General features: G+C 45.2%; 11 protein-coding genes. 5 read left to right on the top strand and 6 right to left on the bottom strand.

Annotated elements, in window-relative coordinates:
- Positions 1 to 7: 7 nt before the first annotated feature.
- The gene (locus QUA78_RS22800; protein WP_333399031.1) at positions 8 to 3,370 is read right to left on the bottom strand and encodes a CHAT domain-containing protein; all 3,363 of its coding nucleotides are present in this window, start codon (positions 3,368 to 3,370) and stop codon (positions 8 to 10) included.
- Between the two features lie 503 nt (positions 3,371 to 3,873).
- On the bottom strand, positions 3,874 to 4,725 hold the full coding sequence (locus QUA78_RS22805; RefSeq protein ID WP_333306657.1) for a hypothetical protein: 852 nt from the start codon (positions 4,723 to 4,725) through the stop codon (positions 3,874 to 3,876).
- A gap of 461 nt (positions 4,726 to 5,186) precedes the next feature.
- On the opposite strand from QUA78_RS22805, the gene QUA78_RS22810 reads away from it, so the two are divergent.
- Complete coding sequence (locus QUA78_RS22810; RefSeq protein WP_333306656.1) at positions 5,187 to 5,453, top strand: hypothetical protein; 267 nt, start codon at positions 5,187 to 5,189, stop codon at positions 5,451 to 5,453.
- Positions 5,454 to 5,640: 187 nt separating this feature from the next.
- Here the strand turns inward: QUA78_RS22810 and QUA78_RS22815 are convergent, their stop codons facing one another.
- The 4 genes from QUA78_RS22815 to QUA78_RS22830 form a co-directional block, all read right to left on the bottom strand.
- The gene (locus QUA78_RS22815; protein ID WP_333399032.1) at positions 5,641 to 8,745 is read right to left on the bottom strand and encodes an efflux RND transporter permease subunit; all 3,105 of its coding nucleotides are present in this window, start codon (positions 8,743 to 8,745) and stop codon (positions 5,641 to 5,643) included.
- Positions 8,746 to 8,835: 90 nt separating this feature from the next.
- The gene (locus tag QUA78_RS22820; RefSeq protein WP_333302497.1) at positions 8,836 to 10,782 is read right to left on the bottom strand and encodes an efflux RND transporter periplasmic adaptor subunit; all 1,947 of its coding nucleotides are present in this window, start codon (positions 10,780 to 10,782) and stop codon (positions 8,836 to 8,838) included.
- 202 nt (positions 10,783 to 10,984) lie between these two features.
- A complete protein-coding gene (locus tag QUA78_RS22825; protein ID WP_333302493.1) occupies positions 10,985 to 11,182 on the bottom strand; it encodes a hypothetical protein in 198 nt (65 codons plus the stop codon).
- Positions 11,183 to 11,582: 400 nt separating this feature from the next.
- A complete protein-coding gene (locus tag QUA78_RS22830; protein ID WP_333302491.1) occupies positions 11,583 to 12,302 on the bottom strand; it encodes a DUF305 domain-containing protein in 720 nt (239 codons plus the stop codon).
- A gap of 317 nt (positions 12,303 to 12,619) precedes the next feature.
- Between QUA78_RS22830 and QUA78_RS22835 the strand changes: the two genes are divergently transcribed.
- The 4 genes from QUA78_RS22835 (at position 12,620) to gloA (ending at position 16,312) form a co-directional block, all read left to right on the top strand.
- The gene (locus tag QUA78_RS22835; protein ID WP_333302489.1) at positions 12,620 to 12,820 is read left to right on the top strand and encodes a heavy-metal-associated domain-containing protein; all 201 of its coding nucleotides are present in this window, start codon (positions 12,620 to 12,622) and stop codon (positions 12,818 to 12,820) included.
- A 165-nt stretch (positions 12,821 to 12,985) separates the two neighbouring features.
- The gene (locus QUA78_RS22840; protein ID WP_333302487.1) at positions 12,986 to 15,241 is read left to right on the top strand and encodes a heavy metal translocating P-type ATPase; all 2,256 of its coding nucleotides are present in this window, start codon (positions 12,986 to 12,988) and stop codon (positions 15,239 to 15,241) included.
- Between the two features lie 19 nt (positions 15,242 to 15,260).
- Positions 15,261 to 15,773, top strand: coding sequence for a cupredoxin domain-containing protein (locus tag QUA78_RS22845; protein WP_333302486.1), 513 nt, complete (start codon positions 15,261 to 15,263; stop codon positions 15,771 to 15,773).
- 110 nt (positions 15,774 to 15,883) lie between these two features.
- Positions 15,884 to 16,312: a lactoylglutathione lyase gene (gene gloA, locus QUA78_RS22850; RefSeq protein ID WP_333302484.1), complete on the top strand. Its 429-nt coding sequence runs from the start codon at positions 15,884 to 15,886 to the stop codon at positions 16,310 to 16,312.
- Positions 16,313 to 16,374 lie beyond the last annotated feature (62 nt).

Genomic DNA, 16,374 nt, shown 5'->3' on the forward strand with positions numbered 1-16,374 from the left:
ATAGCAATCATTTGAGGTTTTGGCAATTCTGAATTTCTTTGAAATTAAATCTGCGTGAATATCTGCGGAATGTGGGTTTCAAGTTACCATCGGCCAGTTGTAATGCGGATTCTAGGGGTTCGTTGAGGTTGGAGGCGGCGTGGTGGCTGGTGTGGAGGATTTGCACTTGCCGCAACAGGTGTTTTACGCTGTCGATCGTGGCATCCTTGCCTTGCAGCCGCCGCATGGGGGGAATTTGGTAGTTTTTTGCCAGGGTTTCGCACTCGTAACGCGTAAACGGCAAGTCTTCGGTGGCATCTTCTACGATACCCATTATCGGTTGCGGGTGCAGCGGCGGGCGATCGTGGCAATAGCTGAGAATTTGGCAACTGGGGACAACGCGGAGGCGGAATTTATCGCCGAGATATTGGCTTGGGGACGAAGTTGGTTGGGTTTTGGGTTGAGGTTTTGGAATTGAGATCCCGCGCATGGAGTCGAAATTCGCGGAAAGAACCCTCCCTAACCCCAGCAGGACTGTTTCATTTTCTTGTAGGGGCAATCCCCCCGTGGTTGCCCCGTTCCGTGAAATACTCGATTTTTCATTGATGGGGCGGGGTCCGCACGGGGGCACAACCCCTACAAAACCCCGATCGTCCTGAGAATGAAACCGCCCTAGGGGCTGGGGGGGATCGGCAACAGGCAATGCCGCAAACGGAATCTGATGCAACATCAAATGCGGCACGATAATCAATTCTTCAATTCCATTCAAATACTTAGCAATCAATTCATTCACTTGCAACCGCCCAGAAAGTTCTGCCAAAACACTCCCCATTTTGTCTTTCCATTCCCAGTTTCCTGTATTTCTGAATTCCACATAGGGAATCGACCAGTTATGCCCCAACCAATATTGCAACGCTGCCAACCCTTGTCCTTCGCAGGTGAAGAGTTGCGGCGATCGATCTTTCAACAAGATAAAAATATGGGTGTCATTTTCAGTCGTATAAAAACTCAACAGGGCAGTCTTGTCATTATCAATTAACCGCTGAATCTGGGATAAATTTAACGGATCGACTTGGAGTTGTCCCGCCAAAACCGGATCGCGGCGGCGGAGTTCTTCCCAGGTTTGCTGTTTTTGGGCTTCTAACTGTTCGATCGCTTCCTCGTCTGCTTGCAAACTTTCCGGCGTGGCGATGCGCCTCGTGCCTGCTAGTTGTGTTTCTGCGTTTTGATAAGCAAGGGTAAGCAGGTTAATTTGCTGTTGCAGATCGTCGTATTTCTGCCAAGCTTGTTTGAGTTCGAGGTCAATTTCTCCCTGCTCGAAATAGCGGTTACTCGCCATGATATCGCCCAGAGTTTTAGAACGAGAACGTTCGGAATATTCAATGGCTTTATCTAGTCGATCGTTGTTGATACAGGCTTGCACCATTCTGTAATAAACTCCGATCGCTTCTTTGAGGATTTCGTGGCGGCGTTTGTCGGTAGTTGCCCAGTTGCGGCTTCGTTCAACGGATGCAATGGCTTTTTCGTAGCTTTCGATGGCAAGTTGCCAATTTTCGATATCAAAGGCTAGGTTGCCTAAATTGCTACTTGTTCCGAGACAGTCGATAGGAAATGCTTCTGGAGTGTAGATTTGCAAAGCTTGGGTGTAAGCAGCGATCGCAAACTCAATATTGTCAGCTTTATCCCCTTTTATTCTGTGAGAGTACGCATTCCCAAGATTATTTTGCGTTTGCGCCCAATCTTGGGGAAAGGATTGTGGGTTTCTTACTTGTAAAGCCAGCTTGTAAGCTGCGATCGCTAACTCAATATTGTCAGCTTTATCCCTTTTGATTCTGTCACTGTAGGCAGCCCCAAGATTATTTTGCGTCATTGCCCAATCTTGGGGGAAAGTTTGTGGGGTTCTTACTTGTAAGGCAAGGGTATAAGCTGCGATCGCTAACTCAAGATTGTCAGCTTTATCCCCTTTGATTCTGTTAAGGTACGCATTCCCAAGACTATTTTGCGCCATTGCCCAATGTTGGGGGAAAGCTTGTGGGGTGTAAACTTGCAAAGCCAGGGTGTAGGCGGCGATCGCTGATTCAATATTGTCAGCTTTATCCCCTTTGATTCTGTCACAGTACGCATTCCCAAGATTATGTTGCGTCATTGCCCAATCTTGAGGGAAGGCTTGTGGGGTTCTTACTTGTAAGGCAAGGATGTAGGTGGCGATCGCTAACTCAATATTGTCAGCTTTATCCCCTTTGATTCTGTTACGGTACGCAATCCCAAGATTATGTTGCGTCAGTGCCCAATATTGCGGGAAGGCTTGTGGGGTATAAACTTGCAAAGCCAGGGTGAAAGCTGCGATCGCGCACTCAATATTGTCAGCTTTATCCTCTTTTATTCTGTGAGAGTACGCAATCCCAAGATTATTTTGCGTCTGCGCCCAATCTTGGGGGAAGGCTTGTGGGGTATAAACTTGCAAAGCTTTGGTGTAAGCTCCGATCGCGCACTCAATATTGTCAGCTTTATCCTCTTTTATTCTGTCACTGTAGGCAGCCCCAAGATTATTTTGCGTCATTGCCCATTTTTTGGGGAAGGCTTGTGGGGTTCTTACTTGTAAGGCAAGGGTGTAGGCAGCGATCGCTAATTCAATATTGTCAGCTTTATCCCCTTTAATTCTGTTACAGTACGCAGTCCCAAGATTATTTTGCGTCATTGCCCATTTTTTGGGGAAGGCTTGTGGGGTTCTTACTTGTAAGGCAAGGGTGTAGGCAGCGATCGCTAATTCAATATTCTCAGCTTTATCCCCTTTAATTCTGTTACCGTACACAATCCCAAGATTATTTTGCGTGTGCGCCCACATTTCGGTATCTTCCTCGCGGTTTTGCAGGACGACTGCATAGCCAGCAATGGCAATTTCCTGATTGTTGGCGATGTTTCCCCGGGGGAATTCTTCAATACGAACACTGATTTTTTCAATTAAGGCGACAATCGATTCTGCATATTCTGGTTGTTGGGAAATCAGGGCTGTCGCTCCTTCCTGTAATATTTGGGCAAAATGCGTATCCAGTTTATTGAGATGCCGTTGCAAGACCCGATAGACTGCTTGGGGATTACCATTACTCTCGTATTCTGCATCTAACAACTCTCCCAGGAAGGCGAAATATTCTTCTCGCGTCGCTGAACTTGAGGAAATCCCTAACGCTTCTGCTAATTGACTGGCAAAATTTAACAACCAATCCGCCGCATTTTGATCTGCCAAATCAGCAGCCACCAATGCCATCCATTCCAACAACCCGCCATCAACTAAATCGGGATTTGCCTCTAATAATTCGATTTCCTGTCCATCAGGGCAATTGAGGAGAGAGAAAATGAGTTGGAGATAAGCTTGTATGCGTTGTTCGTCCATGTGGGGTTTCCTTTGATAATTATAATATCTACAAAAAATTTCGACACATTCCTGATGAAACAAGGGTTGATTGATACCTTGCATTTCTCCCATCACCCGCCAGCGATTCAAATCGCTGTCTCATAGCGCAAGTCCTCCCAAGAGGACTAAAAGCCTAATTTTTCAAGTTTTCTAGTCTGTTTTAACTGACATCTTGCAACCCGAGCGATAACCTGTAGGGGCGGGTTCGCCAAGGACTTTCAAGGTAACAAACAAATTAAATAAACCCGCCCGCCCCCACGAATAACCCCTCGAACGTCGTGCAATATGTCAATTTTACCTAATATATTGCACCAGTCTCCATAACTCCTAAGAAACCGGGTTTCTGACAAAAAACTTAGGATTTTTTGCATAGCTTTTACCAGAAACCCGGTTTCTACCACAGCTAAAATCGACCTTCCCAGTCGGTTTTAACTGACTTTAGCTACTCGCTGTGGGAATTGATTTCCTGGCGGACTTTGTATCTAACCAACCACCTCAAAATCCTGATAAAAAACCTGCCAATTTTCCTTACCTTCCAAATAACTCCACAACTGAGAAAGCCGCGTCTCATCCCAAGTCGGTGCGTGGTTATCTTCCCGCAAATCTAACCAATCAAAATCTAAATTTTCATCCAACACAATCCCGACAAATTCCTCTTTTCCCGGAGTATCAAAATTAATCCATCCGTTACACTCTCGCAAAATCGATCCATCTTGAGGTATCCACATCGGCTTACCATCAAGCTGACACTTGGGTGCAAAAGCGATCGAAGGCGTCAAAACATATTTGGTTGTCCATCCTTGATTCAGCAGCAGTAAATTCCGACTAGAATGCTGCAACTCAATTCGCATAGAATAAGCAGCCTTAACTTGAAGCTGTCGTTTCTGACGCGGCGGCGGGATGACAAGCCCAAGATGGTTTTCTGGATGCAGAAAATCAATCCACTGACAATGCTTGTCGGCTTTCTCCACCAAACTTTGCCAAATCCACCTCATCCGCAACCAGCGATAAACAATTTTCCAAGGAGATTCTTTTGGTTTACCTTTCCCCGGTGTCAGCTTGGCAATATCAATGCCATCCGCTGCCATTTGTGGTGCAAATTTATCCTTGATTTTCTTAATGACATCACCCAAAATTGGATTAATTGAATTTTCAGCAAAACCGCCGTTGAGTTGTTTTTTAATTAATCCGGCGATATCGGTATTTTCGAGTTGGTGATTGTCGGGATGAAACCGCAGCCGAAAGCATAATTTTTGCACCTCAGACGCAGTTTCAGTAAAAATATTCGCAGCGATATCTTCAAGAAAAACTGTAAACGACTTTTCCGCATTCATAAAATACCTCCGAGTGGGTTCAATAATTTTTTACCAAAACCGGATTGCTTAAATTAACCCGGCTTCTCAGCCAAGATTTTGCAGTCAAAAATCGATTGCTGCGTAGGGACACGGCATGAGGAATGTTTGTTTTAAACGCCAAAATATTGAATGCAGTATCCCGATCGCGATAATCTATTTGGTTGTTATTTAAAGCATAGCATTCGTTTTTTAGATTGACGGGAATAAACCGCAGTTGTTATTTAATGCTATTTAAGGTTATTTGCCGTTTAATTATCAATATTTAGATTTATAACCAAATTCGAGTTTTTTATTCCCTCTATTAATTAGTTGGCGCCGGCCGACTTTGTTGGTGTAGTAGCGGTTGAGACCGCGGAGTCATAAAGGCGATACCTAACCCGAATTTGGATTTTTTTATATTTAAGCCCTTTGTTAGTGACTGGATTATTTGCAGGTATTTAATGGATAAAAATATCCCATTTTCAGCTATTTTTACGCCTGTTAAAACAGTTAATATAAACAAATTAGAAGGCAAAGAAATGCTAAATACTAGCCCGCGCGCCAAATTCTTAATCCTAATTGCTAAAATTATCCTGCAAGTCGGTCAAATTTGTATCGATCCTTACCTGGGCTGTGCCTTCAGTATTGCGTTAATCCTTGTAGAATCGCTGATGGAGAAAGAAGCAACGGTGGATGCAAGCAGCGAGAATAGTGAAGAAATCCAGTAATATCATGTCCGGGTTAAATACTCTCGTTATGATTGGGCGGTTGAAATTGACATCTTGCCCCAATGTCAATATGAGGGTTATTTGGGAGTTATTCGTGGGGTGGGAGCGGGTTTATTTAACCTGTTTGCTACGTTTTTAACCATTGGCGAACCCGCCCCTACATATTTGTACAAATGATTTAGACGCGCTATATTTTTCCGTTTTTCACCGATTGCTGAGGTTGTTGAGGTCGTAAAAATTTCCCAAATTGAGCATACAAAGCTGGCAAAACTAACAGAGTTAGTGCTGTAGAAGTAAATAAACCTCCTAAAACTACTACTGACAGCGGTTGGAGGATTTCCTTGCCCGCCCCGCCTTCAAATACTAAAGGTGCTAAACCCAAAGCTGAAGTTAAAGCGGTCATCAGGATGGCGTTGAGCCGTTCCATCGAGCCTTTAATAATTGCTTCCTTAAAAGGCAGTCCTTCGGCAAACTTAGAGTTGTAGTTGTCTACTAAAAGCAAGCCGTTACGGGTAGCAACGCCGAATAATGTGACAAAGCCAACCAGGGAAGCTACAGAGATGATGCCGCCAGTCAAAGCTACCGCAATTACTCCTCCCACTAATCCGATCGGCAAATTAATCATAATCATAGCAGTTGAAGGAATTGACTTGACGGACAAGTACATCAATACTGTAATTACCAAAAAGGCGATCGCGCTAAATATCATAATATTTTGCGAAGCTCTTTGCTCAGCTTCAAATTGACCGCCGTACTGGATAAAATAGCCAAAAGGCAACTGCACCTCTCGTTTGACTTTAGCTTGAATTTCATTCACAACCGATCGCAAATCCCTACCTTTAGCATTAGCCGCCGCCACAATCAAGCGAGAAACATTCTCGCGGTTAATCGTATTTGGGCCCGTACCGTATTTGACAGTCGCAACTTGGGCGAGGGGAATCTTGTTGCCGCTTGGAGTATCAACCAGCAAATTCTGAATAGTTTCTAAGTTATTTCTGGCTTCAGGCTGCAACCAAACAACTAAGTCAAAAGTTTGCTGCACCTCCAAAACTTGAGAAACAACTTTGCCGTTTAAAGCTGTCTCAATTATTTCAGAAAGCTCTCCGATTTTTAAACCGTATCTACCCGCAGCTTGGCGGTTGAACTTAATTTGAATTTGTGGCACTGGCACCTGCGGTTCGAGTTGCAAATCCACAATTCCTTCAACTGTTTTCATTTGCTCTTCAACTTTTGCACCGATGCTGCGAAGCTGATTCAAATCCGGGCCAAAGATTTTGACAGCAATCTGACTTCTGACACCTGACAAAACCTCATCCATCCGGTGAGAAATAAAACCGCCGATATTGGGTGCAACTCCCGGCAATCTAGCAAATTCCTGCCGCAGCGATTCCAAAGTTTTCGGCCTGTTTTTCATGCCCTCCTCGCTCAAACCGATATCGATGTGAGCTAAATTGACACCCGCAGCATCAGCATCACCCGGAGCTCTGCCCGATCGCACTTGCACGTATTCAAACCTGGTATCATCCTTAAGTGCATCTTCAATAGCAAAAGCCGCGCTATCTGTTGTTTCCAAAGACACCCCCGGATAAAGCAGAATAGTATTCACCAAAGTTTGCTCCTGAAACTCCGGCAAAAACACCCGTCCAAAGGATGGTAAAATAATTAGTGCAGCCACCATACTAGCAGCAGCAAAAACTAAAATTATTCCCGAATAACGCATTGACAATTTTATCAAAAAATGATATATTTTCTTGCAAAATCTCGGCAGCCAAGGTTCCGCAGCACTCATGCGTTTGTTAGGCAACAAAATAGCGCAAAGAGCCGGAGATATTAACAGCGATTCCAGACTGGAAATCACAACAACTACCAAATAAGTAATCCCCATAGGCGTAAAAATTCGACCTTCTACACCGGGCAAAGTAAAAATAGGAGAAAACACCACAATCCCAATAACAGTTGCTCCAATTAACGAATCGCGCACCTCCTGACTGCCGTCAAAAATCACATCCATCACCGGGCGCGGATGAAGAGAAGACGTATTTTCTCTCAAATTGCGGTAGGTATTTTCCGCATAGACGATCGCATCGTCGATCGCAGTGCCGATCGCCACTGACAAACCCCCCAAAGTCATCGTATTCAGCCCCAGCCCCAGCCAATACATCGCCAGCAGCCCGAACAGCCAAGTTAGGAAAAAATCCAGCAAAACAACAGTCAGAGTCCGCCAATTCATCAAAAACGGGATGAGAATAAGGGTGACGATGATGCTGCCTTCAACTAAAGCCGATCGCACATTCTCCACCGAGGAATTGATATATTCTTCCTGTCGAAACGTGACAGTAACTTTAATATCTTTGGGCAGAGCTTGCTGCACCTCAGCCATTGCTGCCTCAACCGCTTTCGTTACCGTCGGAGTATCAGCAACTGGCTGTCTGTTTACCATCACAATCACAGCTTTTTTGCCGTTAAAACTGCCATCGCCCCGCTTGATTGCAGCACCAATCTTGACATCAGCGACATCAGCAATTCTGACGGGTGTTCCGTGGCGAGAGGCGATCGCCGATTGCTGCAAATCTTCCACAGACTCAATCCGCCCCACGCCACGGATTAAAGTTTCTCGATCCGGCGTAATTAAATACCCCCCCGGCGCGTTAACATTCGCAGCCGCCGCCGCTTCAGCAACTTGCTGCAACGACACATTAAAAGCTTTCAACTTGGCAGGTTCTACTAATACTTGATACTGCCTTTCTTCGCCTCCGTAAGCCACCACTTGAGCAACCCCAGTCACTGCCAAAAGCCGATTTGTGACTTGCCAATCAACCAGACGGCGCACTTCCATCAAAGGAGTAGTTTCTGATGTAAAAGCATAGGTGATAACAGTGCCGACAGGAGAAGTTGTCGGAGAAATTTGCGGTGTTTCTACCCCAGCCGGGAGTTTGCTTTGCGCTTGCTGCAACCGTTCTGTTATCAACTGCCGCGCTTGATAAATTTCAGTTCCCCAATCAAAGATTACCTTAACCGCAGAAAGGCCCACAGCCGAAGACGATCGCACTGCTGTTACGCCAGGAGTTCCGTTAATCGCACTTTCGATCGGCAGTGTTACTAAAGACTCGATTTCTTCCGGCGCGAGTCCCGGTGCTTCCGTCTGAATTTCGACTTGCGGCGGTGCAAAAGGAGGGAAGACATCAAGCGACATTTGAGGGATGATATATAATGTCCAAAGACTAACAATAATGGTGGCGACAACGACTAGCCAGCGACGGTTAATTACCCATCTGAGAATTGTGCTGAACATTTAATAATTTGGGAATTGGGCATTGGGAATTGGGCATTGGGCATTGATAAAAACAGCTATCCGTGTATCCGTAACTTCCGTGTCGTGCTGTTACTTCAAACTCTTGACTTCTGTCTCTGCATTTTTAACGTGATGGTTGTTATTGTGTAACAGCAATTCATCGTCCCAGGTCGATTTAGAGGCGGAAAAACCATTATTTGCAGCATTGTTTCCAGAATCCGCTGCTATTGCTGGCAATTTGCGCCGATTTCCCCACAACACGCCGGCTGTGAAAGTCAGGGATGCGATCGCAACTCCTCCCCCTATTCCCGCCCACCATAAAGACACGGGTAAATTATTAAAATTAATCTCTGTTACCTTGGGAGTTGCCTTTTTCTTTTCCTCGTCTTTTGAGGGCTTGCTGCCGCCCCGCAAAGATTGTGCGTAAAGTTGAGGTGCTCGCTGCGTTACTATCAAATCTCCCTCGAATAAACCCCTCTTAACTTCAACTAAATCTCCGGCAGTTTGACCGAGTTCAATTTCAACCGCTTGATAAGCATTGCCATTTTGGACGTAAACGGTTTTTTTACCGCTAAAATCCACTACCGCCGCACTCGGAATTGCTAAAATATTTGTGGCCGTTTTGTCGGTTAAAATTTCCAACTCAGCAAACAGTCCTGGCTTTAATTCACCGTTAATATTATCTAGTTCTGCTTTCACCGGCACAACCCGCGTTTCTCCTTCTACGGATGACCCAATTAAGGCGATTTTTCCCTTGAAAGTGCGATCGGGTAAATTAGCAACTTTTACCCTGACTTCCTGACCCTGTTTTACTTGATTCAGGTCTTTTTCGTAAATATTGGCTGTGGCAAAAACGCGGCTGTCATTTAACAGACTCATCAGCGGTTTTTCAGCGTTTACTGACTCTCCTGGGGTGATTTCGCGCTCGGCTACCGTCCCGGAAATCGGAGCAACTACGGTAACGAGTCCTCGATCGTTGGCAACCGTTCCTAATTGTTGCAGCCGCGCTTGATAGGCTGCGTCAGCCAAGCGAATGCGCGACTGAGCGACTTCGACAGCAGTTTTGCCGCGTTTGAGTTGGTTCTCGGCTTCTAGGACTTCCCGGCGGCTCTGAACTCTGGTAAGTTGAGCTTTTGCTTCCGCTACTCTGCCTTGAGATTCCCGCAATTCCCGCATAGGGAGGTCTACTTCGGCTTGTTTAATTTCGGTTTCGGCTTTAATAACTTCAGGACGGCTTTTGGCCTTAGCAACAGTGGCTTTTGCTTCTGCGAAGTGGGCTTGCGATTCCAACATTGTGCGTCGCGCGATCGCCCCTGATGCCGCTAATTCTCGATCGCGATCGAACTGTTCTTTAGCAATAGTTAATTCTGTTTCTGCCCGCGTTATTTCGGCTTGCGCTATTTCAACTTGACGTTGATAGTTTTCTTGAGCGGCTTGCACAACTGAACGCTTGTTTACTAATTCTTGTTCTCGCTGGTACTGCTTAGTTACCGCTGTCAATTGGGTTTGGGCTTGGGCGATTTCTGCTGCGGATATTTGAAGTTGGCGATCGTAATTTTCTCGTGCTAGTTTGAGATCGCCTTCCGCTTGCTGCAAATCTGCCTCAGCTTCGGCACCTTTCGAGAGAGATTCAACCCGCAACTGTCCTAATTCTGAACTCGATAAAACCGCAACCGGTTGACCTTTTGATACTTTGTCCCCAGGCTTCACCAGTAACTCTACTACTTTGCCAGCAACAGGAGCCGTCACTTCTACTTTTTGGTTGGGCAAAGTTTCAATTTGTCCTGTGGTTTTGATGCCGATATCTAGTCTCTGGCGGGCGGCAGGGGAGATTTTAATTCCTAACCGTTTTGCTGTTTCGGCATCCACAGAAATAGCAGCAGGAGTTTGAGGTGTTTCGCTGCTTTGGTGAAATTCATTTCCGTGGCCAGCGTGGGCAAAAACTGCGGCGGGAGAAGTTAGCAAAATTAGGCTGAACAAAATTCCAGAAAAGCTGCTAATAATTGCCGGAGACTGAGCATATTTGTGAAATATCATCGTTGGCATTGTCCTTGAAATCAGGTTGAGTGCCACAGGTTTAACGGTTGGTATTTTGCCAATGTAAGTAAGTGATAACACTTAAGTAAAGCTACTTATTAGCATTTTCCAAGAAGCGACCGCTAAGCAATGACCGAGAGCTAGAAATGCTCTACTCAACCTAGTATTTCACGGTCAAATGAAATTAGGATGAAATTTCGCATCAGCAGCCCAGATGCCCACCGGTTTCTAAAATACGAAGATATGTTTCGCCTAATGACAAGCGATTTTTCTGTAGATTTTTTTCCGGTTTTTTTATCTCTGCTTGCGCTTCAATTTCGTTTGTTAACGCGCTCACTAGCTCCTCTACGGCTGCATTTGATTTATAAGTTGTGTTTAATTCCAAGCTGTTCAAGATCATGAAGTACCCCCTCTATATAGCTTTTTGCTGACTTATCTACTACTTTAGAGGTAGGAGTGTTCAAGAGTCTACAGTATTCTTACGTAACTTTCTACTACTTTAGAGGTATGGCTGCTCAAGAGTCTACAGTATTCTTACGTAACTTTCTACTACTTTAGAGGTATGGCTGCTCAAGAGTCTACAGTATGTTTAGGTAATCTAAGGAAACTGAGGTGGAGTCAGACAACTGCTGACAGCCAAAGTCGAGCTAAATTACTTTGTATACGAAGGTTGTCGCCACTTTTTCATGTCTTCAATTTCTGGCTTTTGTGAAGCAAGTATTTTCTGAACTATTGAGCTACTGTGATTTCATGTCACTCATATTGTGGATTTGTGTCACGTTTTTTTTAGGGAAGCTAAATTACTGTTTGTACCAAGCTTGCCGCCACTGTTTCATTTGCTCAATTTCTTGCTTTTGCGAAGTCAGAATCTCTTGAGATAATTTCTTCATTTCCGGCCGTTTTGACTTCTTCAAAGCATCTTCAGCCATCACTAAAGCTCCCTCGTGGTGAGGAATCATCGCATTGATAAACCGCAAATCAAACTGGTCGTCAGCAGCACCTAAATCCATGCTCATCATCATGCTTTGCATCTGTTCGGGAGTCATTGGCATCATGTGACCCATTTGAGCGTGATAAGCCATTGGCGTACTGCTAGCTTTGGCATACCAAGCTTTTCGCCACTCTTTCATTTGATTGATTTCGCGGTTCTGAGCGGCAATAATGTTATTTGCTAGTTTTTTCATTTCGGGGCGTTTTGATTTGTTAAGCACCTCTTTTGCCATGTTTACAGCACCTTGATGGTGTACTGTCATGCCATCAATAAATCGCAAATCGTAGTCGGCATCAGCAGGGCCTAAATCCATTGACATATTGTGATTCATGCCATGATTCATCCCACCCATGTCGCCGCCTTGTGCCACGTCTTGCTTGTTGTTTGCTGCGGTTGCAGCCGTAACATTAGGGGCTTGAGTTTCGCTGGAAGGGGCTTTGGAACAAGCTGCAAGCACTCCACTGGTTAAAGCGGCTGTGGCGGTCAATATCAGCGCTGCAAAGCCTGTTTTTAATGAAATTTGTTTCATAGAGCTTATATCCTTAAAACGACCATTTATCTTCAGCTTTTCACATATAAATGAAATTAGGATGAAATTTTTTAATCGGACTTGTAAAGAATTATTACTATGCAGTCGATCGCCCTCAAAGTTAAGATTTACAGAACTCACTTGAACGTAATTATGTAGGGTGCACAGTGCGCGCCTTACTCCTATGGGTAGCGTGTCAAACCACTTTTTTCATAATTCCTGATTTATTTTGCAATTCCCCTTGACTCTCCTGCGTACTGGAGACTTTAGAATGGAGTTAATTCACTTATTGAGCAGTTTCTGGTGAGGTTCAAACTATGACTTTACAGCTAAAAGTTTCCAAGATGGCTTGTTCTGCTTGTGCGAATACAATAACAAAAGCAGTCCAAGCCATTGACTCAGCCGCTGCTGTTGAGGCGGATACCAAGACAAAATTGGTCACGATTCAAACTGCAAAGTCGGAAAGTGATGTTAGGAAGGCGATCGCATCTGCTGGCTATCCAGCAAGTCAATTTTAGATTTTAGATTTTAGATTTTAGATTTACTTGCAGCTTTGAATCTGGGAGATTTAACAAGAGTCTAAAATTTTTGATTCTCCACGACAGGAGTAAGTCGCACGTTATCCGTATTTAGGCGAGGTCATTTGAAGACAGAAGGTAACTTTATAACTTAGGAGGGCATCTATGGACAATCTCACACTTAAATTGCGGGGCATGAGTTGTGCTTCTTGTGCTTCCTCTATCGAACAAGCAATTGAATCTGTTCCCGGCGTAATTGAGTGCCATGTCAATTTTGGGATGGAACAAGCAACCATCCAATACGACTCCAAGCAAACCAACTTAGAAAAAATTCAATCGGCTGTTGATGCTGCTGGATACCAAGCTTTGCCACTTCCAGAAATGGCGGCGACAGAGGATGATTCAGAACCAGCCGATCGCAAATCGGAATCTCAAACCTTGCAGCGGAAACTCTGGACAGCAGGTATCATCAGCATCCTGCTGGTTGTGGGCGCTATTCCGGCGATGACGGGCTTGCACCTGCCATTTATTCCCGCGTGGCTGCACAATTATTGGCTGCAATTAGTCCTGACATCCCCCGTACAATTTTGGTGCGGCAAATCGTTTTATGTGGGAGCTTGGAAATCCCTAAAACGGCGGGTGGCGACAATGGATACCCTGATTGCTTTGGGTACGAGTGCTGCTTACTTTTATTCTGTATTTGTGACATTTTTTCCCGGTTTATTCACCGCCCAAGGGTTAAATTCTGGCGTTTACTACGAAGTTGCCGCTAGCGTTGTCGCCTTAATTTTGTTGGGAAAAACCCTAGAAAATCGAGCGAAGGGAGAGACTTCCGAAGCCATTCGCAAACTCATGGGTTTGCAAGCAAAAACTGCTCGGATAATTCGCAACGGGGAAGAGTTGGAAGTGCCGATCGCCAAAGTGGAAATTGGCGACATCGTGCAGGTGCGGCCGGGAGAGCAGATCCCCGTAGATGGAGATGTTATTGAAGGCTCTTCCACAGTAGACGAAGCAATGGTTACCGGAGAAAGTTTTCCTGTCAAAAAGCAGCTTGGCGACGAAGTTATCGGAGCCACAATCAACAAAACTGGCAGCTTCAAGTTTCGGGCGACAAGAGTTGGAAAAGATACATTTTTAGCTCAAATTGTCAAGATGGTGCAGGACGCACAAGGTTCAAAAGCACCGATTCAAAAGTTAGCAGACCAAGTGACTGGTTGGTTTGTTCCCGCAGTAATTGCCATCGCTTTAGCTACTTTCATTATCTGGTTTAACGCGACGGGAAACATTACTTTGGCGACTGTGACAATGGTGGGAGTGTTGATTATTGCCTGTCCCTGCGCTTTGGGTTTAGCGACTCCGACTGCTGTGATGGTGGGCACGGGTAAAGGTGCAGAAAACGGAATTCTAATTAAAGGAGCCGAGAGTTTAGAATTGGCTCACAAAATCCAAATTATCGTATTAGATAAAACTGGAACTCTTACTGAAGGCAAGCCAACTGTCACTGATTTTGTGACAATAAAAGGAACGGCGAACAGCAATGAGTTAAAGTTGCTGAAATTGGCGGCGTCTGTAGAGCGAAATTCGGAGCATCCTTTGGGGGAAGCTGTTGTGAGGTACGCTCAATCTCAAGAGGTGAATTTGACAGATGTTAAGGATTTTGAGGCGATCGCGGGAAGCGGCGTGCGAGGGGTTGTAGCCGGAAAGTCGATCGCCCTGGGAACGCTGAGGTGGATGCAGGAACTAGGCTGCGATACTGAATATCTGGAACTGCGCGGGAGAGCTTTGGAAGCTGCGAGCAAAACGGTTGTTTGGATGGCTGTAGAAGGCAAAATAGAGGCAATTCTGGGCATTGCGGATGCCCTCAAACCATCGTCAGCGCAGGCGGTGAAAGCACTTCAAAAACTAGGTTTGGAGGTGGCGATGCTGACTGGAGATAATCGCGCGACTGCGGAGTCGATCGCCCAATCCGTGGGCATTACTCGCGTTTTTGCCGAAGTTAGACCCGACCAAAAAGCAGCTCAAATCCAAGCCCTGCAACGGGAAGGAAAAATTGTCGCGATGGTGGGAGACGGGATTAACGATGCACCGGCTTTGGCCTTAGCAGACGTGGGAATTGCGATCGGCACCGGCACAGATGTGGCGATCGCCGCCAGCGACATTACCTTAATTTCAGGAGATTTGCAAGGTATAGTTACAGCAATTAAACTTTCCCGCGCCACCATGCGGAACATCCGCGAAAATCTGTTTTTTGCGTTTATTTATAACATCGCTGGAATACCGATCGCGGCGGGCATTTTGTTCCCCATGTTTGGCTGGCTGCTAAATCCAATTATCGCCGGTGCAGCAATGGCTTTCAGTTCAGTCTCTGTAGTTAGTAATGCTTTGCGATTGCGGAATTTTCAAGCCAAATCTAGTGCATAAATTTGGAGGAATTAGAAAAATGTTACAGCCTAGTCAAATTTGGGGAAGTCTCGCGAGTTTAGGACTTGTGATGGGAATTGCATCGGGAGTTCAAGCTTCAGAAATGTCCGTCCAGCATTCTAATTCAACGACTCAATTCCGCAGCATTGAACAGCCACTAGGTTTAAAAGTTGGCGTCACAATAGGTGGTTTGACATTAATTGGTTTGGAATTGTGGTGGTTTTTGTTCAGTAAAGCTAAAGGGAAGCAAGCTGAATCTATTCAGGGGATACAAGAGTTGACTATTACTGTAGACGGGGGTTATGAGCCTGCCACTGTAGTTGTGAAAGCAGGTCAATTAGTCAGGCTCAATTTCTTGAGGCGCGACCCCAACAGTTGTCTTGAAAAAGTGTTGTTACCAGATTTTTACATTGTGCGAGAATTACCTCTAAATCAGGTAACGGCTGTTGAATTCACCCCTCAAAAACCTGGACGATACCTATTTACTTGCGGCATGAATATGTTTCGGGGTGTGGTGGAAGTACAAAGCTAAATCAAATAGACAGTTATCAAGCTGCGGGAACTGCGACGGTTGAAAGGCGAGTTTTTTCCGCAGGAAATCGCTAAAATAGATGAAAGCTTAAAAAATTTGGAGTGAGCTAAATGCAACTACTACACACGATGCTCCGAGTCGGCAACCTGGAAGAATCCCTCAAATTTTACACGGAGGTTCTGGGCATGAGATTGCTGCGGCAAAAGGACTATCCAGACGGTAAATTTACTCTGGCTTTTGTTGGCTACGGCGACGAATCGGACACTACAGTTTTGGAATTAACATACAACTGGGGCGTCACAGAGTACAATTTGGGTGATGCTTACGGTCATATTGCGATCGGGGTTGACGACATTTACGGTACTTGCGAAGAAATTAAAGCTGGCGGCGGTAAAGTTACTCGGGAACCGGGCCCGATGAAGCACGGTTCAACTGTAATCGCTTTTGTGCAAGACCCAGATGGATATAAAGTTGAATTAATTCAACTGGCAAATCAAGATAGCAATACCCAGAAAGTAAGTGCGGCAACCGCATCCTAGAGTTCGTCCTGCTAATCCTGGTAGGGTGCGTCAGAAACAAACTTTTTGAGTTAGGTTGAAAC

It is taken from the genome of Microcoleus sp. K4-B3, from assembly GCF_036704615.1.
In the GTDB taxonomy this organism is placed as follows: domain Bacteria; phylum Cyanobacteriota; class Cyanobacteriia; order Cyanobacteriales; family Microcoleaceae; genus Microcoleus.